This window comes from Bradyrhizobium sp. UFLA06-06 (assembly GCF_054820065.1).
In genome coordinates this window covers 131857-153792 of record NZ_JADFUD010000012.1, presented here as the reverse complement: position 1 = coordinate 153792, position 21936 = coordinate 131857, and the positions used below count along the sequence as shown (strand labels likewise).

Below are 21936 nucleotides of genomic sequence, written 5' to 3'. Positions count from 1 at the left end.
AGCCCCCACCCGGATCGCATCTCGCGATGCGATCCGACCTAAGAGCGAGCTTCGCTCGTCTCGACCGCCGCAAGCGGGAGAGGTGAGAACCGCCGCCGGAGCTGATTGAGATGAACGTCCAGACCGCCATCCGCGCCGACCGGGCCGAGCTGCTGCGCCAGGCCCGCGAGGAAGCCTATGCGACACCGCTTAGGGATTTTCATCCCGGCGCGCCAAGACTGTTCCAGAACGACACGCTGTGGCCGTGGTTCGAGCGGCTGCGCAAGGAAGAGCCGGTGCACTACTGCACCAATGCGCCGATCGAACCCTATTGGTCTGTCGTGAAGTACAACGACATCATGCATGTCGACACCAGCCACGGCATCTTCTCCTCGGACTCCACGCTCGGCGGCATCTCGATCCGCGACGTGCCGCCCGGCTACGACTATCCGAGCTTCATCGCGATGGACCAGCCGAGGCACGCCCATCAGCGCAAGACCGTGTCGCCGATGTTCACGCCCACGCATCTCGACGAGCTGGCAAAGCTGATCCGGCAGCGTTCGGCCAGCGTGCTCGACAATTTGCCGCGCAACGAGACCTTCAATTTCGTCGAGCGCGTCTCGATCGAATTGACCACCCAGATGCTGGCGACGCTGTTCGACTTCCCCTGGGAGGAGCGGCGCAAGCTGACGCGCTGGTCCGATGTCTCCACCGCGCTCCCGAAGAGCGGCATCGTCGACTCGCCGGAGCAGCGCCGGCAGGAGATGGACGAGTGCTACGCCTATTTCTCGAAGCTCTGGAACGAGCGCGTCAACTCGGCCCCGCGTAACGATTTGCTGTCGATGATGGCGCATAGCGACGCCACGCGGCACATGGACCCCGATAATCTGATGGGCAACATCATCCTGCTGATCGTCGGCGGTAACGACACCACGCGCAACACCATGAGCGGCTCGGTGCTGGCGCTGCACGAGCACCCCGACCAGTTCCAGAAACTGAAGGAGAACCCCGCGCTGATCGACACCATGGTGCCGGAGGTGATCCGCTGGCAGACGCCGCTGGCGCATATGCGGCGCACCGCCCTTCAGGACACCGAGATCGGCGGCAAGACGATCAGGAAGGGCGACCGCGTCGTGATGTGGTACGTCTCCGGCAACCGCGACGACGAGGTGATCGACCGTCCGAACGAGTTCATCATCGACCGGCCGCGGCCGCGCATCCACCTGTCGTTCGGCTTCGGCATCCACCGCTGCGTCGGCATGCGCCTCGCCGAGCTGCAGCTTCGGATCGTCTGGGAAGAGATGCTGAAGCGCTTCGACCGCATCGAGGTGGTCGGAGAGCCGAAGCGGGTCTATTCCAGCTTCGTCCGCGGCATCGAGAACCTGCCGGTGCGGATCCCGGGCTGAAGCTAGAGCATGATGAAGTTAGGATGGGCTAGCAACCGCGACGACGCTGCGCTCCCTCTCCCGCTTGCGGGGGAGGGCTGGGGTGGGGGTATTGCCACGAGTCTCCTCGCGGAGAGAACCCCCACCCGCCGCGCTACGGACGACGCTTCGCGTCGCTCGTCGCGCGTCGGCCTCCCCCGCAAGCGGGAGAGGCGAAACGAGTCTGCGGCTCGGCTGATCCAACCAAAAATCATCACGCTCTAGATTGTCCTTGGCCACAAGCGCGATCGGCCCTATGTCTTTGCCGGGCGTGGGGGTTGATGCACCGCGTCTTGCAGTTTGGGCCGGTTGACGGAACATGAACCGAAAAGAACGGCGTGCGGCTGGTAAGCAACGGGATGAGTCCGCCAAGAACGCACCAGCCTTCGCCTCTGCAGGCGTCAGCATTGCCGATCTCGCCGCCGAGGCGAGCCGCTTCTACGGGATGCGCCGCTTCAACGAGGCGCAGGAGATCTGCCGGCAGATTCTCGCGCGCGAGCCTGGCCATGTGCAGAGCCTGAATCTCCTCGGCCTGATGGTGCAGGCGTCCGGCGATCACCGGGCCGCTGCGAAGATGTTCACGAAGGCGATTGCTTCCGACGAGGTGAACGCCGCCTGCCACTACAACGCCGGCAATTCGTACCAGGCGCTGGGCAATCGCAGCAAGGCGGCCGCGCATTTCAGCAAGGCGCTGGCGCTCGGCATGGATGCGAAGGCCGTCGGCTTCATCCTGCAAAGTCCTGTCGTCACCAGCTATGTCGGGCGGATTGCAAGCAAGTGGCCGCTGCCGGTGGCAAGCTCCGAATTGTTCGGCAGCGAAGGCATCGCACCGCTTGCGCGCGACCTGTTCCTGCGCTCGGCGATGGAAGCGACGACGCTGGCAAGCATGCAGCTCGAGGTGCTGCTCGGATATGCGCGGGCCGAGCTGCTGCGGCTTGGCGGCGAGCAGGGCTCGGATGACGGTGACGTCGACGACGATGTCGTTGGCTTTGCGTGCGCGCTCGCCCGGCAGTGCTTCATCAACGAATATGTCTATGCGCCGACCGAGGCGGAAAGCGAAGGTGCCGGCGCGCTGCGCGATCGATTGCTGCAGGACGTGGCATCAGGCGCCGCGATCTCGCCGCTCACGCTGGCCGTGGTGGCGGCCTATTTTCCGCTTCATACCCTGCCCGCGGCGGACGCGCTGCTGCGCCGGGATTGGCCCGCGACTGTCGCCGGCCTGTTGCGGGTGCAGCTTCGCGAACCCCGCCAGGAGATGGAAGAGCGCAGCACCATTCCAACGCTCACACCGATCAAGAACAGCGTGTCGGTCGACGTGATGCGCCAATACGAGGAAAATCCCTATCCGCGCTGGACCGTCAACCCGCTGACGGCATTCGCCGCCGATCGGGCGCGGGGACGAACCGTCGCGACCGCGGACCAGCAAGCCGAACGGGATATCCTGATCGCGGGTTGCGGCACCGGCTCGCACGCGATCCAGATCGCGCAGGTCTATCCCAATGCCCGCTTGCTCGCCGTCGACATCAGCATGACCAGCCTCGCCTATGCGCGCCGCAAGACGCGCGAGCTCGGCTTGCGCAACATCGAGTATGCCCAGGCGGACATCCTGGAATTGGGCTCGATCGGCCGCACCTTCGACAGCATCGAGTCGGTCGGCGTGCTGCATCATCTTGCCGAACCCTTGGCCGGCTGGCGCGTGCTGGTTTCGCTGCTGCGGCCGGGCGGCACGATGCGCATCGGGCTCTACAGCAATCTGGCGCGCCGCGTCATCGTCGAGGCCCGCGATCGCATCGCGGCACGCGGTTATCGCGCCACCGCCGACGACATCAGACGCTGCCGGCAGGACATCTTCCGCGAAGCCGACAAATGGAAGCCGCTGATCGGCGCCAAGGATTTCTACAGCATGAGCGGCTGCCGCGATCTGCTGTTCAACGTGATGGAACACCGGCTGACGATTCCGGAGATCGCGGCATTCCTCAACGAACACGGCCTGATGTTTGGGGGATTCGAGCCGTTCGACGATCCGGCGGTGCTCGAACGGTTCCGCAAGCAGCTTCCCGGCGCGGCCGACGAGACCGATCTCGATCAGTGGCACCGCTTCGAGGTCGATCACCCCGAGACGTTCTGGGACATGTACGTTTTCGTGGTGCAAAAGACCGGGCCCTGACGGCGGGGCGCTAGAGCATGATAACGTTAAGTCGAACTGGCGACCGCGCATGAACTGCGCTCCCTCTCCCGCTTGCGGGGGAGGGCTGGGTGGGGGTATCGCCGCGAATCCCATCGTGGAGAGAGCCCCCACCCGCAAGCGCAGGGCTATCGCATTTCGTGGCGGTGCCCTCGTGGCCATCCTTCGAGACGCCCGCCTTCGGCGAGCTCCTCAGGATGAGGTCTTGTTTTGCGGCACAATAGTAGACCCTCATGGTGAGGAGCGCCGCTTGCGGCGCGTCTCGAACCACGAGGCCAAGCGCTTGCGCGGTCGCCACGATAGCCCTGCCCGCAAGCGGGAGAGGCCAAGCGAGTCTGCGGTTCGGCCGATTCAACCAAGATTTTCGCGCGCTAGCGCGCGTGCTGGCCCTTGCTGGTCGGCAACGGGCAGTTGGTGCAGACCCGGTCGTCGCACATCCGGCAGATCGTGAAGCGATCCATCTCGGAGGTGTCCTGCCTTGCCAGCAGCTCGCGGATCAGCGTTGCAAGCTGCTTCCTCTCCGTCGACGACAGCACGTCCAGCAGCGACGTCACGGCCGAAATCCGCGACGCCAACAATTCGTTGCGAGATGCCGCGCCTGACGCCGTCAGGTGCAAGGCGACCTCGCGGCCGTCCTTGCCCGCCCGGCGTTCGACAAGCCGATCCGAAACCAGCCGGTCCACCAGCCGGACCGTTCCGGAGTGCGACAGGCCGAGGATCCGCCGCAGCTTGTCGTTGGTCATGCCTTGGCCATAGCCGATGACGATCAGCGCCGCGGGCGTTTCGCCGCCGCGGCCGACCACCTCGCGCGCGCCTTGCTCGATCCGATCCATGACGGCGAGCGACAGCGCGCCCAGCAGATTGGCGATTCCGTTTTCCATGCGGAGAATAATATGTGCGCTGCGCACAAAAAACAACTTGACCAGATATGTGCGCTACGCACATATTTAGCCGGGACAGCAACGACGGCAAGAATGGAGAGCAGCGATGACGACCCGAAGCACCGCAACGCCTGACACATCCGGCAGCGAACCCGCCCTGAAATACGTGCAGGCCAACGGCGTGCGGTTTGCCTATCTCGAACAGGGCAGCGGGCCGCTTGTCCTGTTCATGCACGGCTTTCCCGACAACGCCTGGTCGTACCGAAAGCAGCTGCAGGTGTTCGCGGATGCCGGATATCGCGCGGTCGCACCGTTCCTGCGCGGCTATGCGCCGACCGAGATTCCCGCCGACGGCATTTTCGATCCGATCGCGCTGGGCCAGGATCTCGAAGCATTGATCGCGGCGCTGAGCGACGACGGACGCGCCTACGTCGTCGGCATGGATTGGGGCGGCACCTCGACCTTCCAGGCGCTGGCCACGGCGCCGTCGGTGATCAAGGCCGCGGTTGTCATGAACACCGCGCACCCGATCACAATCCCGAGCCTCCGGAGCGATCCCGATGCCGTTCGATCGGTCTTTCACGTCTATTTCTTCACGGTGCCTGGCGCTCATTCGGCGGTCAACATCGAGGGACTTCCCTTCGTCGACTACCTTTGGAAGCTGTGGTCGCCGACCCTGCAGAACGACGCGCATATCCGCTCGGTCAAGCAGACGCTCTCTTCTCCCGGCACCATGAAGGCGGCGCTGAAATACTACAACGGCCTGGTCGATGCGGGCGTTGCGGGCCGGCTGCCGATCAACGACATGCATACGCCGACGCTGACGATCTATGGCGGCAACGATCCGACGGCGCGGTATTCGATCAAGGAAGAGCCGCTCTTCAAGGGGCCACATCAGCGCATCGTCCTGCCCGATGTCGGCCATTTCCCGCATCTCGAGCGTGAGGCCGAGGTCACCGGCCTGATCATGGACTGGTTCACCACGCAAGCCGCCGACTGAGCGCCCGCGCCGCGAGCAGCGGCCGCGTCAGTCAAGATCTTTCAATTTCCCTGAGAAGGAGTGCGCGCCATGGACGCCACGACACAGCAGCAATACGCCGAAGCGTTTCACCGACTTCACAAGCAGGACGATCCGCTCGTCCTGTTCAACGCCTGGGACGTCGCCACCGCCAAGGCAATCGCGAAGGCCTCGCCGGCGGTGGCGACCAGCAGCGGTGCGGTCGCATCCGCGCTCGGCTACGCCGACGGCGAAAATGCCCCGCTCGAGATGGTGGAAGGCCTGGTCTCGCGGATGACCGCGTCGGTCTCGGTTCCGGTGTCGATCGATCTTGAGGCGGGATATGGCGACACTCCGGATGCTGCCGCGCATTCGGCGGCGAGGATCCTGAAGGCCGGCGCGATCGGCATCAATATCGAGGACGGGCTTGTTGGCGGAAAGCGGCAGCTCGCCACTCCGGAGCAGCATGCCGCGAAGATCAGGGCGGTGCGGGACGCCGCGCAACAACTCGGCGTTCACCTCTTCATCAATGCGCGAACCGATCCGTTTCTGCTGAAGTTCGGCTCGCCCGAGCAATGCCTGAATGAGGCGGCAAGGCGTGCGAAGGTCTATGCCGATGCCGGCGCCGACGGAATTTTTGTGCCGGGGCTCACCGACCTCGCGCTGATCGAGAGGCTCGTCCAGCTGACGCCGCTGCCCGTCAACATCATGGTGACGCAAGGCGTGCCCGAAATCCCGGAACTCGCCCGTGCCGGTGTTCGCAGGGTGAGCCTCGGGCCGTGGCCGATGATGGCGGCAATGCGTGTCATCGGACAGGCGGCAGCCACGGTCGCCGCGAGCAAGCAATACGGCGCGTTTCTACAGCCCGACGGTTGAGCCCGTGAGCGCAGGCGATGCCACGGTCCGGCCGGACCATTCAGTCCGCGCCGGCCGGACCACCGGGTTCATGAACGAATTAGTCACTCGATCACTTCGTCTGCGCCGCTGACGACTGAAGCAGAGAACTCGTGGCCGAGCAGTTTGGCGGTCTTCAGGTTGATGACGAACTCGACCTTGGTGACCAGCTGGACCGGAAGATCAGCAGGCTTCTCACCCTTCAGAACCCGGCCGGCGTAGACGCCCGCGCGTCGATGCGACTGCACGAAATCTCCGCCATAGCTCATCAAGCCTCCGGCCGTCGGGAAATCCCGGGTCTGCGTGATTGCGGGCACACGATACTTCAGCGCGAGATCGGCCAAGCGCCGGCTGCGAAATGCAAAATAGGGATCGGAGGTGAATACAAGCGCGTTCGCCGACTCTCTCGCGACCGAAGAGAATACGGATTCGAACTCCTCCTCCTTGCTTGCCCGCAATATCTGCAGATGGACCCCCAAAGTTTCGGCAGCGGCCTGAAGCCTCTGCAGTTGTGAGCTGGCGGTTGGACTTGTCGGGTTGGTCACGACTCCCAATGTTGTCGCCGCCGGCAGGAGTTCGTGCATCAACTCGAGCCGCTTCGGCGACACGTCGACGCTCAGGCTCGAGACTCCCGTGATGTTGCCACCCGGCCGCGACAGGCTGTCCACCACACCCAGCTGAACCGGGTCGCCGCCCATCTCGAAAACAATTGTCTTGGTGACGCCGGCAGCCTTGGCGGCAAGCGCGACGGGCGCGCCGCCGGGCGCAACCACCACATCGACGTTGCGCGCGATCAATTCGCCGGCCAGTGCGGGCAACTGGGCATATTGCCCATTGGCCCATCGATACTCGATCGCGACATCGCGGCCCTCGACAAGGCCGGCTTCACGAAGTCCCTGGTGGAAAGCCTTCAGCCGGCTGCCAAACAACTCCGGCGATTCCGGACAAAGATAGCCGATCACAGGCATCGACGGCTTCTGCGCGTGCGAGGATGTGGTCCAAGCCGCGGCGGCGGCCATCAACAACAGGACCTCACGCCGGCCGGCGCGTCCGTGCGATGTTGCTGCACGAGAGTGAGCGCAACTCATGCTCTATCGATCCGCTGGCATTCGCCGTCGGCGAAAGTATATCCCACGATCCGAAACCAGTCGCCAATGGACTGCACCGAACCGCTCCTCGCGGCATCGGCCAACGCATCAAAAAGATATTCCGAACACCGGAATGGCGTCATCGAAGCCCTTGATTTGTCGACTCCCGATATCCTCCAGGGAGCGCTTGCCTCTCACGCTTGCGGCGGTCCCTGCGTCCATCAGGATTTCCCGATCTGCGGCAGATGCGCACAGGCGGGCGGCGAGATTCACGACACTGCCGATGGCCGTGTAATCGAGCCGGTCATCGTAGCCGATCCGCCCAACCGTTGCCGATCCACTAGCAAGCCCTATTCCAAAGCCAACCTGGTAGCCCCGCGACCGCCAGCCACCGATCAAGCCTTGCACGCGCTTCTGCATTTCGCTCGCAAGGTCGACGGCTCTCAGCGCCGGCTCCTCGACCGGCACGGGTGCGTTCACCAGCACCATCAGCCCGTCTCCCGAGAAGCTGATGAGCGTTGCTTCGAACCGCGCAATGACCCTGCCCAGAACCTCGTAATATTCGGACAGCACGCTCATGACTTCCTCGGGAGTGACGCCTGCGGAAAACGCGGTGAACCCGCGCAAGTCACAGAACACAACGACGACGTCGGTGCGGCGGCCATCCAGCACGCTGTCATCGCCGGCACGATCGACGAGATCGGCGACTTGAGGCGCGAGAAACCGCTTGAGCTTCGCGATCCGCTCCTGGTGCTGCTGCGCCAGCGCGAGCTCACCGGCCATCCTGTTGAAGCTGTTTGCCAGACGCTGAAATTCGTCCCCGGTCTGGATCGCAATGCGGTGCTCGAACGACCCGGCGCCGATCCGCTCCGTCCCCTCCTCGAGCAGCCTGATCGGCTCGGTCATCCGGTGCGCGAATGCATAGGCGAGCAGCCCTGCAAATACGGTGCTGCCCGCGAGAAGCACTGTGGTCCGTCGCAACGCGGCATAGATCGGGGCGTAAGCCTCGGAGAGCGGCTGCGCCACCACCACGGTCCAATCGGGACCCGCCACAGGAGCCGCGCGGGCAGCAACCCGACGTCCCTGTCCGTCCCGACCCGTTGCAAAGCCCGCTCCCGGGCCGATCGCGTCGCGTATGGTGCGAAACGGCTGAGAGGTTGTTTCTTCCAGCCCGCGGAGCACAAGGCTGATGTCGGGATGGGCAATGAGACGGCCCGGCCGGTCCAGCACGAAGGCGAGGCCGGTCTCTCCCACCTTGATCGCCGATACGACATCCCAGATCAGCTTGAGATTGACTTCGGCGATGACTGCGCCGACCGCGGACCGATTACCCACGAGCGCAATGGTCAAATACGGTTCCGAGCCTCTGTTGTAGCTGACATCGCTGAACCAAACCTGGCGCGCGTGGGCGCCGACGAGCGCAGGTTCAGCCGATCGGTCGGTACGACTTTCGATTCGATTGAGGCCGACCCGCGAGACGTAAAGACGCTCCAACCCATTGTTGTCGATCAGTGTCAGGCTGACGACGGCTGGCGCTTGACGAAACAGACGCAACGCATCGGTTCGGCGCCCCTCATCGGCCTCGTCGGTCCAGGGAAGCTGGACCAGCCAGCCAAGCTGGCTTGCGATGTCGGAGATGAAGTTATGAATTTCAGCGGCCGCGGACGTCGCCTGAACACCAAGCAACTGGTCCAGCCTTGCGCGCTGATCGCGGTAACCGAACCAGGCTTCGATCGACCCGTTGATCACGAGCGGAAGCGCGACGGCCAGGAACAGTCCGAGAAAATACTTTGGGAAGAGGCCGCGAAACCGATCTCGGACAATCATGCCCTGATCCCTGAAAATGCGACGGATATATCGATATGCGAAATGAAGCCTTGAAAATGAAGCCCCGGCGCTGCCGCCAACCGGCATCTTCTAGCATAATGAGCCGTTTTAGGCCGTAATGGGGCTGTTGTTCGACCCGGCCAAAGGACGCAGTCGGATCCGGCCGCCATTGCGCTTGCGTCGGCCCTGCAAAACCTTGGCCCTATAGAATTCCGGCATAGCTGGGCGAGCCAGATGCGAAGAGAATTAAGTCCCCGCCTGCCCTAAGCCTATCGGTGTGAGGACGCGCCAATGCGCGTCCCTTGTATTGACGCTTTTCTTCGCGAACCGGTACCCGGTTCGTTCGAAAACGCTACCGCCGAGGCCATGATGGACCAGATTGCCCTTCACCAGGACAGCGCGACCAGCCGGGACTGGCCGGTTGCGATCTACCGCACGCTGAAGAGCTTCGGCGTGGCGCAGGTGTCCTACGTCCCCGATGCGGGACATTCCAAGCTGATCAAGCTGTCGCACGCGGATGCCGACATCAAGACCACGGTGCTGACGACCGAGGAAGAAGGCGTGGCGATGGCGGCCGGCGCCTGGCTCGGCGGCGATCGCGCGGTGCTGTTGATGCAATCGAGCGGCGTCGGCAATTGCGTCAACATGCTGTCGCTGATGGCGAGCTGCCGTTTCCCGCTGCTGACGCTGGTGACCATGCGCGGCGAATGGGCCGAGTTCAATCCCTGGCAGATCCCGATGGGCCGGGCGACGCCGCAGGCGTTCGAGATCATGGGCACCACCGTGCTGCGGCTGGAGAACCCTGATGATGCCGAGGAGGTGATCTCGGCGGCCGCCTCGCTCGCCTATGACGGCGACCAGCAGGTCGCGGTCTTGATCTCGCAGCGGATGATCGGCCGCAAGAAGTGGACCAAGGAGACGCACTGATGTCGGCATCAACAGGCACTCTCGATCGCCGCGCCGCCGTGAAGGCGCTGCTCGCTGAGCGCGGCGACCTGCTCGTGATCTCCGGGCTCGGCTCCTCGTCTTACGATTTGTTCGATGCCGGCGAGCATCCCGGCAATTTCTATCTGTGGGGCGCGATGGGCGGCGCGGCGATGGTCGGGCTCGGTCTCGCGCTGGCGCAGCCGAAGCGCCCGGTGCTCGTGATCACCGGCGACGGCGAGCAGCTGATGGGGATCGGCAGCCTGCTGACCATCGCGACCAAGCAGCCCGGCAATCTCTCGATCGCGGTGCTCGACAACGGCCATTTCGGCGAGACCGGCATGCAGCCGAGTCACTCCGGCCTCGGCGCCAGGCTCGAAGTGATCGCTGATGGCGCGGGCATCGGCAGTGTCTCCGAGATCGCCGACATGGCCGGCATCGAGAACTTCCGCAACAGCCTGCGCGATCTCGGCGGCGGCCCGCGGCTGGCGCGCATTCGCATCGCCGCCGGCGAGGTCGAGCGCGCGCTGCCGCCGCGCGACGGCACCTATTTGAAGAACCGCTTCCGCGGCCATCTCGGCTTCAAGGTGAGCTGATGCGAAGCCGCGCTCAGGCGAGCTGGATATCCCAGAGCCCCTCGGCGCGCAGCGCGGCGACCTCGTCGCGCAACAGCTTCGCGATCAGCGTCATCGCATTGGAGCCGGGATGCTCGACCGGCGAGGCCAGGGTCAGCTCGCGCCGCGGCGCCGGCCGCGCGATGGCGGCGGTCTCGAGCCGGCCCTCCGCCACCTCGGCACGGACCGAGGACGGCGGCAGCAAGGTATATCCGAGCCCCTCCTCGACCAGGCTGGTCAGCACGCGAAACGAATCCGCCTCGAGCTTGACGTCGAGATCGATCTTCTTCTTGGCCGCGGCATGTTCGAGCAGCGCACGGAGGCCGTGCGAGTGACTTGGCAGCACCAGGCGCTGGCGCATCAGCCAGCCGAAATCGACCTGCTTCTTCGGCTTCAGCCCGCTGCCGCGCGGGCCGACCGCGACGATACTGTCGCGGCCGAGGCTCTGCACCGCCAGATGCAGATCGACCGACGGCCCGTAGATCACGGCAAGGTCCATCTCGCCGCGATGCAGCCACTCGATCAGATGGCCGCTGTAGCTCTCGACGATGCAGAGCGAGATGCCGGGATAGCGCTCCACCGTGCGCCGCGCCAGCCGCGCCGACAGCACGCAGCTCACCGTCGGCACCAGCCCGAGCACGACGCGCCCGGACGGCGCGCCGCCGGCGGACTGGATGTCGTCGCGGATCTGGTCGATCTGCCGCACGATACCGCTGGTGCGCGCCAGCAGCAGCCGGCCGGCGTCGGTCAGCACCATGCCGCGGCCGTTGCGCGTGAACAATTCGGTGCGCAGCTCGTGTTCCAGCAGCTTGATCTGCCGGCTCAGCGCCGGCTGCGCGACCCGCAAGGTATCGGATGCCTTGCTCAGGCTCCCGAGTTCCGCGACGCACGCAAAGGTCCTAAGCTGGCGGAAATCCATACTTGCCAATCCTGGAAGGCAGGTTCATACGCTATAACAAAACAGCATAGGGAGTTTACCGGGGCCCCACAACAGCGGGCGTTTCGTCCGTACGAGCATGATCCGGAAAAGTGCGAAGCGGTTTTCCGAAAGAGATCATGCTCAGACAACGAGCTAAAGCGCATCGCGCTTTTGGCGCAACCTCTCGGCAAGACAGAACAATGACCGCACACGATCAGAACATCGAAGACCATTCCGACATCCGCGACGCGGTAGCAAAACTCTGCGCGCAGTTTCCCGGCGAATACTGGCGCAAGCTCGATCGCCAGATGGCCTATCCGAAGGAGTTCGTCGATGCGCTGACGGAGGCCGGCTATCTCTCGGTCCTGATCCCCGAGGAATATGGCGGCGCCGGCCTGAAGCTGTCGGCCGCGGCGGCGATCCTGGAAGAGATCCAGCGCGCCGGCTGCAACGGCGGCGGTTGCCACGCCCAGATGTACACGATGGGCACCGTGCTGCGGCACGGCAACGACGCGCAGAAGGCCAAGTATCTGCCGAAGGTCGCGACCGGCGAATTGCGGTTGCAGGCGTTCGGCGTCACCGAGCCGACCAGCGGCACCGACACGTCGTCGCTGAAAACCTTCGCGCGCCGCGAGGGCGACCACTACGTCGTCAACGGCCAGAAGATCTGGACCAGCCGCGCCGAATATTCCGACCTGATGATCCTGCTGGCGCGCACCACGCCGAAGGAGCAGTCGAAGAAGCGCACCGACGGTCTCTCGGTGTTCATCGTCGACATGCGCGAGGTGAAGGGCAAGGGGCTGGAGATCCGCCCGATCCGCACCATGATGAACCACGCCACCACCGAAGTGTTCTTCACCGACATGAAGGTGCCGGCGGAGAATCTGATCGGCGAGGAAGGCAAGGGCTTTCGCTACATCCTCTCCGGCATGAATGCGGAGCGCATCCTGATCGCGGCCGAGTGCGTCGGCGATGCCAAATGGTTCATCGCCAAGGCGACCAACTACGCCAAGGAGCGCAGCGTGTTCGGCCGGCCGATCGGCCAGAATCAAGGCATCCAGTTCCCGATCGCAAAGGCCTACGCCTCGATGCGCGCGGCCGAATTGATGGTGAAGGAAGCCACCCGCAAATATGAGGCCGGGCTCGACTGCGGCGCCGAGGCCAACATGGCCAAGATGCTGGCGGCCGATGCCTCCTGGGAAGCCGCCAATGCCTGCGTGCAAACCCATGGCGGCTTCGGCTTCGCCGAGGAATACGACGTCGAGCGCAAGTTCCGTGAGACCCGGCTCTACCAGGTGGCGCCGATCTCGACCAATCTGATCCTGTCCTACGTCGCCGAGCACGTGCTCGGCATGCCCCGCTCCTACTGAGTTGTCAGAACATGCTGCCGCTTGAGGGATTGACCGTCATCGCCGTCGAACAGGCGGTTGCCGCGCCGTTCTGCTCGTCACGCCTCGCCGACGCCGGCGCCCATGTCATCAAGATCGAGCGGCCCGAGGGCGATTTCGCCCGTGGCTACGACGCCGCGGCAAAAGGCCAGAGCAGCTATTTCGTCTGGCTCAACCGCGGCAAGGATTCCGCCGTGGTCGACCTCGCCACCAAGGAAGGCCGCGCGCAGCTCGAGGCGCTGATCGCGGGCGCCGACGTGCTGCTGCAGAACCTCAAGCCAGGCTCGATGGACAAGCTCGGCTTCTCGCGCGAACGGCTGCGCAAGGATTACCCGAAGCTGATCATGTGCACGATCACGGGCTATGGCGACACCGGCCCCTATGCCGACCGCAAGGCCTATGACTTGTTGATCCAGGCCGAGAGCGGCCTTGCCTCGATCACCGGCGGCCCCGAGGGCGCCTCGCGCGTCGGCATGTCGATCGTCGACGTTGCAACCGGTGCCACCGCGCACGCCGCGATCCTCGAGGCGCTGATCGGCCGCGGCCGCACCGGAGACGGTGCGGACATCCGGATCTCGATGTTCGACGTGATGGCCGACTGGCTCACCGTGCCGCTGCTCAATGCCGAGGACGGCAAGTCGCCGAAGCGGATCGGCCTCGCCCATCCCTCGATCGCGCCCTATGGCGTGTTCCGCTCGAAGGACGGCAAGGAGATCCTGATCTCGATCCAGAGCGAGCGCGAGTGGAAGACGCTCTGCGCCAAGGTGCTGGGCCAGCCCGGCCTGCCCGACGATCCGCGCTTTGCCAATATGGTCGAGCGCGTGCGCAACCGCGCCGTCACCGACCAGATCGTCAGCGACAGCTTCGGCAAGCTGACGCGTGAGGAGTTGCTGGCGAAGCTTGCCGAGGCCGACATTGCCTTTGCCGAGGTCAACAGCATGGACGACCTCGCGAAACATCCCCATCTGCGCCGCATCGAGGTCGACACGCCGAACGGCAAGGTCAGCTATCCGGCGCCGGCCGCGATCGTGGTCGGCGAGAACAGGCACTACGGCAAGGTGCCCGCGATCGGCGAGCGCACCAGACGTTAGGCTGCAATGAGATCAGGCGCGATCGCAACCACGAACGAGCTGCGCCCCCTCTCCCGCTTGCGGGGGAGGGTTGGGGTGGGGGTGTCACCTCACAGGGACTCTTCAAGTGGAGAGAGCCCCCACCCGGATTGCATCTTCGATGCAATCCGACCTCCCCCGCAAGCGGGAGAGGTGAACCTTGCATGCCGCGCGAGCAATTTGAACATGCATCATCGCACTCACCTCCTCCCGGAGACAACCTCATGACCGACAAACTCGACCTCGATCATCTCCGCCAGTGGATCGGCCGCAGCACGGAGGCCTCCGACGTCGTCACCAAATATCTCGTGATGGGGCTGCGCGCGACGCTGTTCCAGGAGATCGGCGAGCCGAAGGCCGGTGACGCCGCGCCGTGGACCACGCATTGGTGCCTGGCGCAGCCGGTGTTTCCGATGTCGCAGCTTGGCCCCGACGGCCACCCGACGCGCGGCGGCTTCCTGCCGCCGGTGCCGCTGCCGCGCCGGATGTGGGCCGGCGGCGAGCTCGAATTCTTCGACAGCTTGCGCATCGGCGATGAGGCCAAACGCACCTCGAAGATCGCCGACGTCACGGTCAAATCGGGCTCGACCGGCACGCTGTGCTTCGTCTCGGTCAATCACGAGGTGACGACGTCGCGCGGACTTGCGGTGCGCGAGCGGCAGGACATCGTCTATCGCGAGATGACGAGCACGCAAGGCGCAGCGCCGGCCAAGGCGCCGCCGCCTCCGCCGGTCGCGCAGCATCGCGAGAGCCACGTCTCCGACCCGGTGCTGCTGTTTCGGTACTCGGCGCTGACCTTCAACGGCCATCGCATCCATTACGACCGCGACTATGTCACCAAGGTCGAGGGCTATCCAGGCCTGATCTTCCACGGCCCGCTGCAGGCTTCCTTCATCGTCGAGTTCGCCGCCAAACTGCGCGGCGGCAAGCCGCCGAAGAAGCTCGCCTATCGCGGCGTGCAGCCGCTGTTCGAGGGCAGCGAGTTCTCGATCAATGCCAGCGACAAGGACGGCGGCATGGAGCTGTGGACCGCGAATGCCGAGGGCCAGCCGACCATGAAGGGCACGGCGACCTGGTAACGCGCGAGCATGACGCATGTCATAATGCGAGGGAATAAAGAGGCGCTTTCATCAGCGCCTCGTATTCCCTATTGTGATCGCGTTCATCCCTGGATCGTAGATCATGAGTCGCTTCTGGAGTTCGGTCGTCCACAATCTGTCGCCCTACGTGCCCGGCGAGCAGCCGAAGATCGACGGCCTCATCAAGCTCAATACCAACGAAAATCCCTACCCGCCGTCGCCACGCGCGGTGGCGGCGATCACAGCGACAACGGATCGCCTGCGGCTCTACCCTGATCCCCGTGCAACCGCCCTGCGCGAGGCAATCGCGAGGCGCTACGGCGTCACGGCGGACGAGGTGTTCGTCGGCAATGGCTCGGACGAGGTGCTGGCCCACGCTTTCCCGGCGCTGCTCAAGCACGATGCGCCGCTGCTGTTTCCCGACATCACCTACAGCTTCTACCCGGTCTACTGCCGCCTCTATGGCGTGAGCTACGAGACCGTACCGCTCGACGCCGCGATGCGCGTGCAGCTTGCCGACTACCGGCGGCCCGGCAGCGCCATCCTGCTGTGCAACCCCAACGCACCGACCGGCACCTCGTTGCCGCGCTCCGCGATCGAGGCGCTGCTCGCCGAGAATCCCGACCGGCTGGTGGTGGTCGACGAGGCCTATGTCGACTTCGGCGCCGAGAGCGCCGTGCCGCTGGTCGCGCGCCACGACAATCTGCTCGTCATCCAGACGCTCTCCAAATCGCGCGCGCTGGCCGGCTTGCGGGTCGGCTTCGCGATCGGCCAGCGCCCGCTGATCGAGGCGCTGGAGCGGGTGAAGGACAGCTTCAACTCCTATCCGCTGGACTGCTTCGCGATCGCGGGCGCGGTCGCCTCCATCGAGGACGAGGCGTGGTTCGAGGAGACGCGGCAACGCATCATCCGGAGCAGAGAGGCGCTGGTCCGCAGCCTCATTGAGCTGGGCTTCGAGGTGCTGCCGTCGCAGGCGAATTTCGTGTTCGCCCGCCATCCCAGCCATCGCGGCGCCGATCTCGCCGCGAAGCTGCGCGCACGCGGCGTTCTGGTGCGGCATTTCCAGAAGCCGCGGATCGAGGACTTTTTGCGCATCACGGTCGGCACCGACGATGAGTGCGGCCGCCTGATCGGCCTGCTGCGCGGCATGGTCTGATAGCCGTTCACCGACGACGCAACTTGCGATCGACGGCGCCAACCTGCATAGTGATCGCGCGACAGGATGGCACGGTTCTCCGGGAAGGAGCGGTCATGCGATTTGCGATCGGCGACGCAACCGTCGACGTCATCGTCGACGACGACGATTTCGGCCTTCCGCTCGCCGAATTCCTGCCCGGCTACGATCGCGGCCTGATCGAAGCGCATCGCACCACGCTGGAGCCGGTGTTCATCGACCTCGCCCGAGGCCTCGCGAAACACGCGATCCAGAGTTTTGTGGTGCGAACCGGCGGCCAAACGCTGTTGATCGACGCCTGCATCGGCGAGCACAAGGACATCCCCGAGATCCCGGCCTGGCATCGGCGGCGCGGCAGCGGCTTCCTCGATCGGTTGCGCGCGTGCGGCGTCGACCCGGCCGGCATCGACGTCGTATTCTGCACCCATCTGCATGTCGATCACGTCGGCTGGAATACGCGCCAGGACAACGGCCGCTGGCAGCCGACCTTTCCCAACGCGCGCTATTTGTTCGGCCGCCGCGAGCTTGCGGACTGGATGACGCAGCATGATGCCGGGCGTGCTCCGCCGATCCACGCCCGCGCCCTGGAGCAGAGCGTCATACCGATCGTCGAGGCTGGCCGTGTCGATCTGGTCGACGACGGCCATCAGTTGGGACCGGGCCTGCGGCTGGTCCCGCTGCCGGGCCACACCAGCGGCCAGATGGGGCTGATGGTAGACTACGCACAACATCGCGCGATCTTTTGCGGTGATGCCGTGCACAACCCGGTGCAGATCTTCCAGCCTGGTCTGTCGACATCATCGTGTGCTGACCCGCAGCTCGCGGGCGAGACGCGCGCAAAGTTCCTGGCAGAAGCCGCCGACAGTGGCCGGCTCGTCATACCCGCCCACTTCCGCGGCCCGCGCTGTGCCCATATTCGTCGAGACGGCGGTGGCTATGCGCCGGTGTTCGACGCCCAACATCGGTGAGCAGCAACACCCGGCGCCGCAGCTCACTAGAGCAGGATGATTCTTGGTTGAATCTGCTTGCCGCGATTTCGGTTCACCTCTCCCCGTCGGGGAGAGGTCGGATTGCGCCTGGCGATGCGCAGCATCGTCCAGTGCAATCCGGGTGAGGGCTCTCGTTCACTCGATGGACCGTAATCCCCTCACCCGATTTGCTGCGCAAATCGACCTCTCCCAAAGGAGAGGTGAACCTTCGACGCCGTTCCAGCCGAACCTGGTCTCATCACGCTTTAGGTGAAGGCCGGGCGTATCATCCAGTCCATTGGAACCGAAACCCGGCTTGCGCGTTCCCCGCCCTGACGGAGGACGCCATGCTTAGAGACGAACAGGTCGCGGTTCTCTGCGACATCGCCCAATCCATTGCCTTCGCCGATGACGTGCAAGGCGAGGTCGACCGGCTGATCAGGGAGGGATACGTCGCCAAGGACGGCGACCTCTACGAGCTGACGCCGAAGGCCGAGAAGGTTTTGTCCGAGCGCGGCGCCTGCCTCAAGGCGTGACGCCGCCTATTCGGCCGGCGTCCACCACGTCCCCGGCAACCTTGACGCCGAGCTTGGCGGTCCGTTCGCGAAACTGCGCGATCGATCGCGCCGCCATGACGGATACTCCTGTTTGATCGCTCACTCCGGCAGCGGTTTGCCGGCCTGCTCGCGCACGATGTAGTCGGCGTACCAGTCCGGCCAGTTCGCATCGTGGCCGCCGGTTCGCTTCTCGTGCTCGCCATGCGCGGCTGCCGCGCGCCGGAGCGCCGCGGCAAGATCAGCGGATGAAGCGAAAGTCGTGCTGTTTCCGTCGACGCGACCGGGCAGACGCTGCGTGACCTGCTGCAGCAGCCAGACATTGCCGTCGGGATCGTTGAAGGTGGCGAGCGAACCATAGCTCGGCCGCTCCGGATCGGGTCCCTTGATGCGGCCCGCCGCCCCGCGATGAAACACCTCGCTGACATCGACGCCACGCGCGATCAGGTCGGCACGCGCCGCCTCGATGTCGTTCACGATCAGGAAGCGCGGCAGCGCGGATCCCTTGTCGAGATGGATCGAGGTCGGCGAGCCCGGCGGCGTCAGCTGCAGCGCCCGGGACCCGTCCGTCCTGACGAAATCGGCGTCGAGCCGCCAGCCGAGATCTTCATAGAAGCGCTTGGCCCGGTCGACATCGGACACGGGAATCACCACGACCTCGAGCTTCATGTCGATACCCGGTTTCCTGCTTTCGGTGCTCATGGCGCGCTCCTTGAAATGTGAGGGACCGGGCCGGAAACGCCCGTTGCACCCACGTTGACGATAGCGCATATTGCTATGAAAATCATAGCAACAATGCCGGATGAAGAAAACGTGATGGCAAGGCCAAAGGGCAATCCTGCTGACCAAACGCTGTGTCCGGTGGCGCGCGCGGAGACCGCGGTGGGCGATCGCTGGACCGTGCTGGTGCTGCGCGAGCTGTTCGCGCGCAACTATCGCTTCGAAGAGATTCAGGCCTATACCGGCGCGACCCCGCAGATGCTCACGGCACGGCTGAAGAAGCTGGAGGCGGACGGACTGGTGACGCGGCGCGTCTACAACAGGCGTCCGTTGCGCCACGAATATCATCTGACGGAGAAGGGCGCGGCGTTCTTCCCCGTGATGTTCGCGCTGCGCGCCTGGGGCGAGACCTGGTGCAAGTCACCCAGGGACGGTCTTTCCATGAACTATACGCACCTCAGCTGCGGCAAGCCGGCGGGGCTCGGTCCGGTCTGCCAGTCCTGCGGCAAGCCGCTGCATTGGGCGGACATGGTGGCGGAGCGAACGCCGAAATATCAGAGAGAGCGCGATGCGCGCTGGGAGGCCTTCAAGGCGACCCGCTGAACGCAACGACCGCGCCGGCGCAAGCGGACAATGCCCGTTCGCGCTGTCGCACATCCCGATCACGCGGGGCGGAGCCTCGCACAACACAGGAGACCACCATGCCATTCGTTCGCATCGACCTGAAGCGCGGCAAGTCCGCCGAATATCGCAAGACGCTGGGCGAGATCGTCTACAAGGCGATGCGCGAGGTGATCAACGTCCCCGAGAACGACAAGTTTCAGGTCATCACCGAGCACGACCGTGGCGATCTGAACTACGCCGACAACTATCTCGGCAATACCTACAGCGACGATCTCGTCTTCATCCAGATCACCATGAATGCCGGGCGCACCGTCGAGATGAAGAAGGCGTTCTACAAGCGGATCGTGGACGACTATCAGAGCCAGCTGCAGGGTCGGCCGGACGATGTTGTCATCAACCTCGTCGAGGTCGCCAAGGAGAACTGGTCGTTCGGCCACGGCATCGCCCAATACGCGAGCTGAACGCAGAACAGGAATGCGCCGGACGGACGGCCGCCTGCCCGGCGGCTTGCCGTCCGCAGCTTGCGGTCGGCGTCACCAGCACGCATAGTCCCGCCCGTGCACGAACAACAACAAACAGGGAGACAACCATGAGGACGATCGCAGCCGCGCTGTGCGCGCTCACGCTGATCGCAACCGGTGCGCAGGCACAGACGCTCAAGGACTTCATGGCTGTTGTCATGAAGAAATGGACCGCGCCGTTCGAACCGTTCCAGCTCATCGACAATATCTACTATGTGGGCACTGACGGGATCGCGGTCTACGTCATCAAGACGTCGCAGGGGTTGATCCTGATGGACACGGCGATGCAGCAGTCGACCGGCATGATCAAGGACAACATCGCCAAGCTCGGCTTCAAGGAGGGCGACATCAAGATCATCCTCAACACCCACGCCCATCTCGATCACACCGGCGGCTTTGCCGAGATCAAGAAGGAGACCGGCGCACAACTGATCGCCGGCGAGCGTGACAAGCCGCTGCTCGAGGGCGGTTACTATCCGGGCGACGAGAACAACGCCGATCTCGCCTTTACGCCTGTGAAAGTCGATCGCACCGTCAAGGAAGGCGACAAGGTGACGCTCGGCGACGTCACGCTCACGGCGCACACCACCCCCGGCCATTCGCCCGGCTGCACCAGCTGGGAGATGACGGTCAAGGACGGCAGCCAGGCGCACAACGTGCTGTTCTTCTGCAGCGGAACGGTGGCGCTGAACCGGCTGGTCGGCCGTCCGACCTATCCCGGCATCGTCGACGACTACCGCTCGACCTTCACCAAGGTCAAGGCGATGAAGGTCGACGTGCTGCTCGGGCCGCATCCGGAGGTCTACGACATGCAGGCCAAGCGGGCGCAGATGAAGGACGGCGCGCCGAACCCGTTCGTCAAGCCGGGTGAAAACGCGACCTATGTGGCGGGGCTGGAGCAGGATTTCGACAAGCAGTTCGCCAAGCAGACGGCGGCGCTGCAGAAGTCGAATTAGGTATCACAGCGAAAGGTCATACCGTCATCCTGAGGAGCCGCGAAGCGGCGTCTCGAAGGATCGACGGCCCGGTTTGTGGCCACGCATCCTTCGAGGCTCGCTCCGCTCGCACCTCCAGCGACAAAGGCGCAGCCTTTGCGCGGGGATGACGTGGAACAGCCGCCGATACGATTTTCAGCCGTTGCTGCGGCCACACCGTCAGGCAATCCATCGACAGGTGGATTGCTTTTCCAATGTGGCTTGGAGCACGAATTCGTGGATTGAAGACTGCGCCGCTTCTGTATATGGCAGGGTCCTGCTCACCTACCTTCTCGATGAGGCGCCTGTTGAGACTGCTACTTCTGGTGTCGCTGCTCGTGCTCTCCGTTCCCGCCTGCGCACAGGACCAGCGCTTTCTCGACAGCCTGCGTCACGTCGAGCCGGCAACAAGGCTTGAGCAAGTCTGCGACTATGCCGTCATGTCCGACATCAACCGCGATACCGGGCGACAGGCCGACAGGGCAAAGTCCGACGTCACCTCCAGCCCGTCGCGCCATGGCGATACGGTGATCGCAAAAGGCGGCGCGTTCCGGAGCAAAGGCCAGTGGTTCTCGTTGAGCTATACCTGCAAGGGCACTCCCGACCACCTGCATGTGACCAGCCTGCAATACAAAGTCGGTGAGGCGATTCCGACGTCGAAATGGGCGTCGCTGGGCCTTTGGCGCTAGTCTGAGCGAGCGGAACGTTTCAACAGGCGCAGCCTTCATCTCCGCTTCCGGTGCAGCCGGCGGATCGCATGCAGCCATCTCACCGCGCAGCGCGGCCACGAGCAGGCGCGAAGGCGGCGGATATCAATCCTTTGGCTCGTTCTTGGTCAACTGTCCGGTGTGCGGGTCGATGTGCAACTCGTACGTCTTCCCATCCTTCACTGCATCGCCTTCCCAATGGCCGTCGTCAGCCTCCAGATCCGTGATGTTCGTGTAGCCCAGACTATGGAGCCGATCGACGATCTGTTGCTTGGTGAGCCAGTCCGCGCCCGGAACGTCGGCGAGCGCTGAAGTGGACAGAACAGCAAGGAACAAAACGAGTATCGTCTTCATGCGTGCCTCCTTCGCTTGACCATCTCTTATCC

Annotated in this window: 22 protein-coding genes; 16 read left to right on the top strand and 6 right to left on the bottom strand. The window is 64.3% G+C overall.

All coding sequences use genetic code 11. From position 1 onward, the window contains the following. The first annotated feature begins 110 nt into the window (after positions 1 to 110). Together IF803_RS13475 and IF803_RS13470 are read left to right on the top strand one after the other, a co-directional pair. A complete protein-coding gene (locus IF803_RS13475) occupies positions 111 to 1385 on the top strand; it encodes a cytochrome P450 (RefSeq protein WP_461192447.1) in 1275 nt (424 codons plus the stop codon). A gap of 337 nt (positions 1386 to 1722) precedes the next feature. Further along, the gene (locus tag IF803_RS13470) at positions 1723 to 3570 is read left to right on the top strand and encodes a class I SAM-dependent methyltransferase (RefSeq protein WP_461192446.1); all 1848 of its coding nucleotides are present in this window, start codon (positions 1723 to 1725) and stop codon (positions 3568 to 3570) included. A gap of 389 nt (positions 3571 to 3959) precedes the next feature. On the opposite strand, the gene IF803_RS13465 is transcribed toward IF803_RS13470, so the two are convergent. Beyond that, a complete protein-coding gene (locus IF803_RS13465) occupies positions 3960 to 4469 on the bottom strand; it encodes a MarR family winged helix-turn-helix transcriptional regulator (protein ID WP_028342477.1) in 510 nt (169 codons plus the stop codon). A gap of 106 nt (positions 4470 to 4575) precedes the next feature. On the opposite strand from IF803_RS13465, the gene IF803_RS13460 reads away from it, so the two are divergent. Both IF803_RS13460 and IF803_RS13455 read left to right on the top strand, forming a co-directional pair. Continuing rightward, a complete protein-coding gene (locus IF803_RS13460; protein WP_461192445.1) occupies positions 4576 to 5469 on the top strand; it encodes an alpha/beta fold hydrolase in 894 nt (297 codons plus the stop codon). A gap of 69 nt (positions 5470 to 5538) precedes the next feature. Beyond that, on the top strand, positions 5539 to 6342 hold the full coding sequence (locus tag IF803_RS13455; RefSeq protein WP_461192444.1) for an isocitrate lyase/PEP mutase family protein: 804 nt from the start codon (positions 5539 to 5541) through the stop codon (positions 6340 to 6342). Positions 6343 to 6425: 83 nt separating this feature from the next. Here IF803_RS13455 and IF803_RS13450 read toward each other — a convergent pair whose 3' ends face one another. Together IF803_RS13450 and IF803_RS13445 are read right to left on the bottom strand one after the other, a co-directional pair. Then, complete coding sequence (locus IF803_RS13450; RefSeq protein WP_461192469.1) at positions 6426 to 7379, bottom strand: ABC transporter substrate-binding protein; 954 nt, start codon at positions 7377 to 7379, stop codon at positions 6426 to 6428. A gap of 177 nt (positions 7380 to 7556) precedes the next feature. Further along, a complete protein-coding gene (locus IF803_RS13445; RefSeq protein ID WP_461192443.1) occupies positions 7557 to 9275 on the bottom strand; it encodes an adenylate/guanylate cyclase domain-containing protein in 1719 nt (572 codons plus the stop codon). 366 nt (positions 9276 to 9641) lie between these two features. Between IF803_RS13445 and IF803_RS13440 the strand changes: the two genes are divergently transcribed. Continuing rightward, positions 9642 to 10202 carry a thiamine pyrophosphate-binding protein gene (locus IF803_RS13440; protein WP_155258630.1) on the top strand — a complete coding sequence of 187 codons (561 nt, stop codon included), beginning with the start codon at positions 9642 to 9644 and terminating at the stop codon, positions 10200 to 10202. After that, the gene (locus IF803_RS13435; RefSeq protein ID WP_461192442.1) at positions 10202 to 10795 is read left to right on the top strand and encodes a thiamine pyrophosphate-dependent enzyme; all 594 of its coding nucleotides are present in this window, start codon (positions 10202 to 10204) and stop codon (positions 10793 to 10795) included. The genes IF803_RS13440 and IF803_RS13435 overlap by 1 nt, the downstream gene beginning before the upstream one ends. A 13-nt stretch (positions 10796 to 10808) precedes the next feature. Here IF803_RS13435 and IF803_RS13430 read toward each other — a convergent pair whose 3' ends face one another. Further along, entirely contained in the window at positions 10809 to 11732 is a 924-nt protein-coding gene (locus IF803_RS13430) for a LysR substrate-binding domain-containing protein (RefSeq protein ID WP_028334965.1), read from the bottom strand. A gap of 200 nt (positions 11733 to 11932) precedes the next feature. On the opposite strand from IF803_RS13430, the gene IF803_RS13425 reads away from it, so the two are divergent. The 6 genes from IF803_RS13425 to IF803_RS13400 all read left to right on the top strand — a co-directional run bounded on the left by IF803_RS13425 (position 11933) and on the right by IF803_RS13400 (position 17986). Then, on the top strand, positions 11933 to 13102 hold the full coding sequence (locus tag IF803_RS13425) for an acyl-CoA dehydrogenase family protein (protein WP_461192441.1): 1170 nt from the start codon (positions 11933 to 11935) through the stop codon (positions 13100 to 13102). An 11-nt stretch (positions 13103 to 13113) separates the two neighbouring features. Then, a complete protein-coding gene (locus IF803_RS13420) occupies positions 13114 to 14211 on the top strand; it encodes a CaiB/BaiF CoA transferase family protein (RefSeq protein WP_461192440.1) in 1098 nt (365 codons plus the stop codon). Between the two features lie 242 nt (positions 14212 to 14453). Further along, positions 14454 to 15308, top strand: a complete 855-nt coding sequence (locus tag IF803_RS13415; RefSeq protein ID WP_304496760.1) for an HTD2 family dehydratase — start codon at positions 14454 to 14456, stop codon at positions 15306 to 15308. Between the two features lie 103 nt (positions 15309 to 15411). After that, positions 15412 to 16464, top strand: a complete 1053-nt coding sequence (gene hisC / locus IF803_RS13410; RefSeq protein ID WP_461192439.1) for a histidinol-phosphate transaminase — start codon at positions 15412 to 15414, stop codon at positions 16462 to 16464. Positions 16465 to 16559: 95 nt separating this feature from the next. Further along, positions 16560 to 17450, top strand: a complete 891-nt coding sequence (locus tag IF803_RS13405; protein WP_461192438.1) for an MBL fold metallo-hydrolase — start codon at positions 16560 to 16562, stop codon at positions 17448 to 17450. 347 nt (positions 17451 to 17797) lie between these two features. After that, positions 17798 to 17986, top strand: coding sequence for a Rossmann-fold NAD(P)-binding domain-containing protein (locus IF803_RS13400; protein WP_038386258.1), 189 nt, complete (start codon positions 17798 to 17800; stop codon positions 17984 to 17986). Positions 17987 to 18106: 120 nt separating this feature from the next. Here the strand turns inward: IF803_RS13400 and IF803_RS13395 are convergent, their stop codons facing one another. Beyond that, positions 18107 to 18706: a VOC family protein gene (locus IF803_RS13395; RefSeq protein ID WP_461192437.1), complete on the bottom strand. Its 600-nt coding sequence runs from the start codon at positions 18704 to 18706 to the stop codon at positions 18107 to 18109. 114 nt (positions 18707 to 18820) lie between these two features. Between IF803_RS13395 and IF803_RS13390 the strand changes: the two genes are divergently transcribed. From IF803_RS13390 to IF803_RS13375, 4 genes are all read left to right on the top strand, one after another. Next, positions 18821 to 19327 (top strand): winged helix-turn-helix transcriptional regulator, encoded by a 507-nt coding sequence (locus IF803_RS13390; protein WP_461192436.1) that lies wholly within the window; start codon positions 18821 to 18823, stop codon positions 19325 to 19327. 98 nt (positions 19328 to 19425) lie between these two features. Then, positions 19426 to 19809, top strand: coding sequence for a tautomerase family protein (locus IF803_RS13385; RefSeq protein ID WP_283069021.1), 384 nt, complete (start codon positions 19426 to 19428; stop codon positions 19807 to 19809). A 128-nt stretch (positions 19810 to 19937) separates the two neighbouring features. After that, positions 19938 to 20825, top strand: coding sequence for a BJP family subclass B3 metallo-beta-lactamase (gene blaBJP, locus IF803_RS13380; protein ID WP_461192435.1), 888 nt, complete (start codon positions 19938 to 19940; stop codon positions 20823 to 20825). A gap of 344 nt (positions 20826 to 21169) precedes the next feature. After that, entirely contained in the window at positions 21170 to 21532 is a 363-nt protein-coding gene (locus IF803_RS13375) for a DUF930 domain-containing protein (protein WP_461192434.1), read from the top strand. A gap of 123 nt (positions 21533 to 21655) precedes the next feature. Here IF803_RS13375 and IF803_RS13370 read toward each other — a convergent pair whose 3' ends face one another. Further along, positions 21656 to 21904 (bottom strand): PepSY domain-containing protein, encoded by a 249-nt coding sequence (locus tag IF803_RS13370; protein WP_461192433.1) that lies wholly within the window; start codon positions 21902 to 21904, stop codon positions 21656 to 21658. Between the last annotated feature and the right edge of the window lie 32 nt (positions 21905 to 21936).

Bases quoted from the DNA above. Each gene is read 5' to 3' on its own strand.
- IF803_RS13475 (WP_461192447.1), top strand. From the start codon at position 111: ATGAACGTCCAGACCGCCATCCGCGCCGACCGGGCCGAGCTGCTGCGC.
- IF803_RS13470 (WP_461192446.1), top strand. From the start codon at position 1,723: ATGAACCGAAAAGAACGGCGTGCGGCTGGTAAGCAACGGGATGAGTCC.
- IF803_RS13465 (WP_028342477.1), bottom strand. From the start codon at position 4,469: ATGGAAAACGGAATCGCCAATCTGCTGGGCGCGCTGTCGCTCGCCGTC.
- IF803_RS13460 (WP_461192445.1), top strand. From the start codon at position 4,576: ATGACGACCCGAAGCACCGCAACGCCTGACACATCCGGCAGCGAACCC.
- IF803_RS13455 (WP_461192444.1), top strand. From the start codon at position 5,539: ATGGACGCCACGACACAGCAGCAATACGCCGAAGCGTTTCACCGACTT.
- IF803_RS13450 (WP_461192469.1), bottom strand. From the start codon at position 7,379: ATGGCCGCCGCCGCGGCTTGGACCACATCCTCGCACGCGCAGAAGCCG.
- IF803_RS13445 (WP_461192443.1), bottom strand. From the start codon at position 9,275: ATGATTGTCCGAGATCGGTTTCGCGGCCTCTTCCCAAAGTATTTTCTC.
- IF803_RS13440 (WP_155258630.1), top strand. From the start codon at position 9,642: ATGATGGACCAGATTGCCCTTCACCAGGACAGCGCGACCAGCCGGGAC.
- IF803_RS13435 (WP_461192442.1), top strand. From the start codon at position 10,202: ATGTCGGCATCAACAGGCACTCTCGATCGCCGCGCCGCCGTGAAGGCG.
- IF803_RS13430 (WP_028334965.1), bottom strand. From the start codon at position 11,732: ATGGATTTCCGCCAGCTTAGGACCTTTGCGTGCGTCGCGGAACTCGGG.
- IF803_RS13425 (WP_461192441.1), top strand. From the start codon at position 11,933: ATGACCGCACACGATCAGAACATCGAAGACCATTCCGACATCCGCGAC.
- IF803_RS13420 (WP_461192440.1), top strand. From the start codon at position 13,114: ATGCTGCCGCTTGAGGGATTGACCGTCATCGCCGTCGAACAGGCGGTT.
- IF803_RS13415 (WP_304496760.1), top strand. From the start codon at position 14,454: ATGACCGACAAACTCGACCTCGATCATCTCCGCCAGTGGATCGGCCGC.
- hisC (WP_461192439.1), top strand. From the start codon at position 15,412: ATGAGTCGCTTCTGGAGTTCGGTCGTCCACAATCTGTCGCCCTACGTG.
- IF803_RS13405 (WP_461192438.1), top strand. From the start codon at position 16,560: ATGCGATTTGCGATCGGCGACGCAACCGTCGACGTCATCGTCGACGAC.
- IF803_RS13400 (WP_038386258.1), top strand. From the start codon at position 17,798: ATGCTTAGAGACGAACAGGTCGCGGTTCTCTGCGACATCGCCCAATCC.
- IF803_RS13395 (WP_461192437.1), bottom strand. From the start codon at position 18,706: ATGAGCACCGAAAGCAGGAAACCGGGTATCGACATGAAGCTCGAGGTC.
- IF803_RS13390 (WP_461192436.1), top strand. From the start codon at position 18,821: ATGGCAAGGCCAAAGGGCAATCCTGCTGACCAAACGCTGTGTCCGGTG.
- IF803_RS13385 (WP_283069021.1), top strand. From the start codon at position 19,426: ATGCCATTCGTTCGCATCGACCTGAAGCGCGGCAAGTCCGCCGAATAT.
- blaBJP (WP_461192435.1), top strand. From the start codon at position 19,938: ATGAGGACGATCGCAGCCGCGCTGTGCGCGCTCACGCTGATCGCAACC.
- IF803_RS13370 (WP_461192433.1), bottom strand. From the start codon at position 21,904: ATGAAGACGATACTCGTTTTGTTCCTTGCTGTTCTGTCCACTTCAGCG.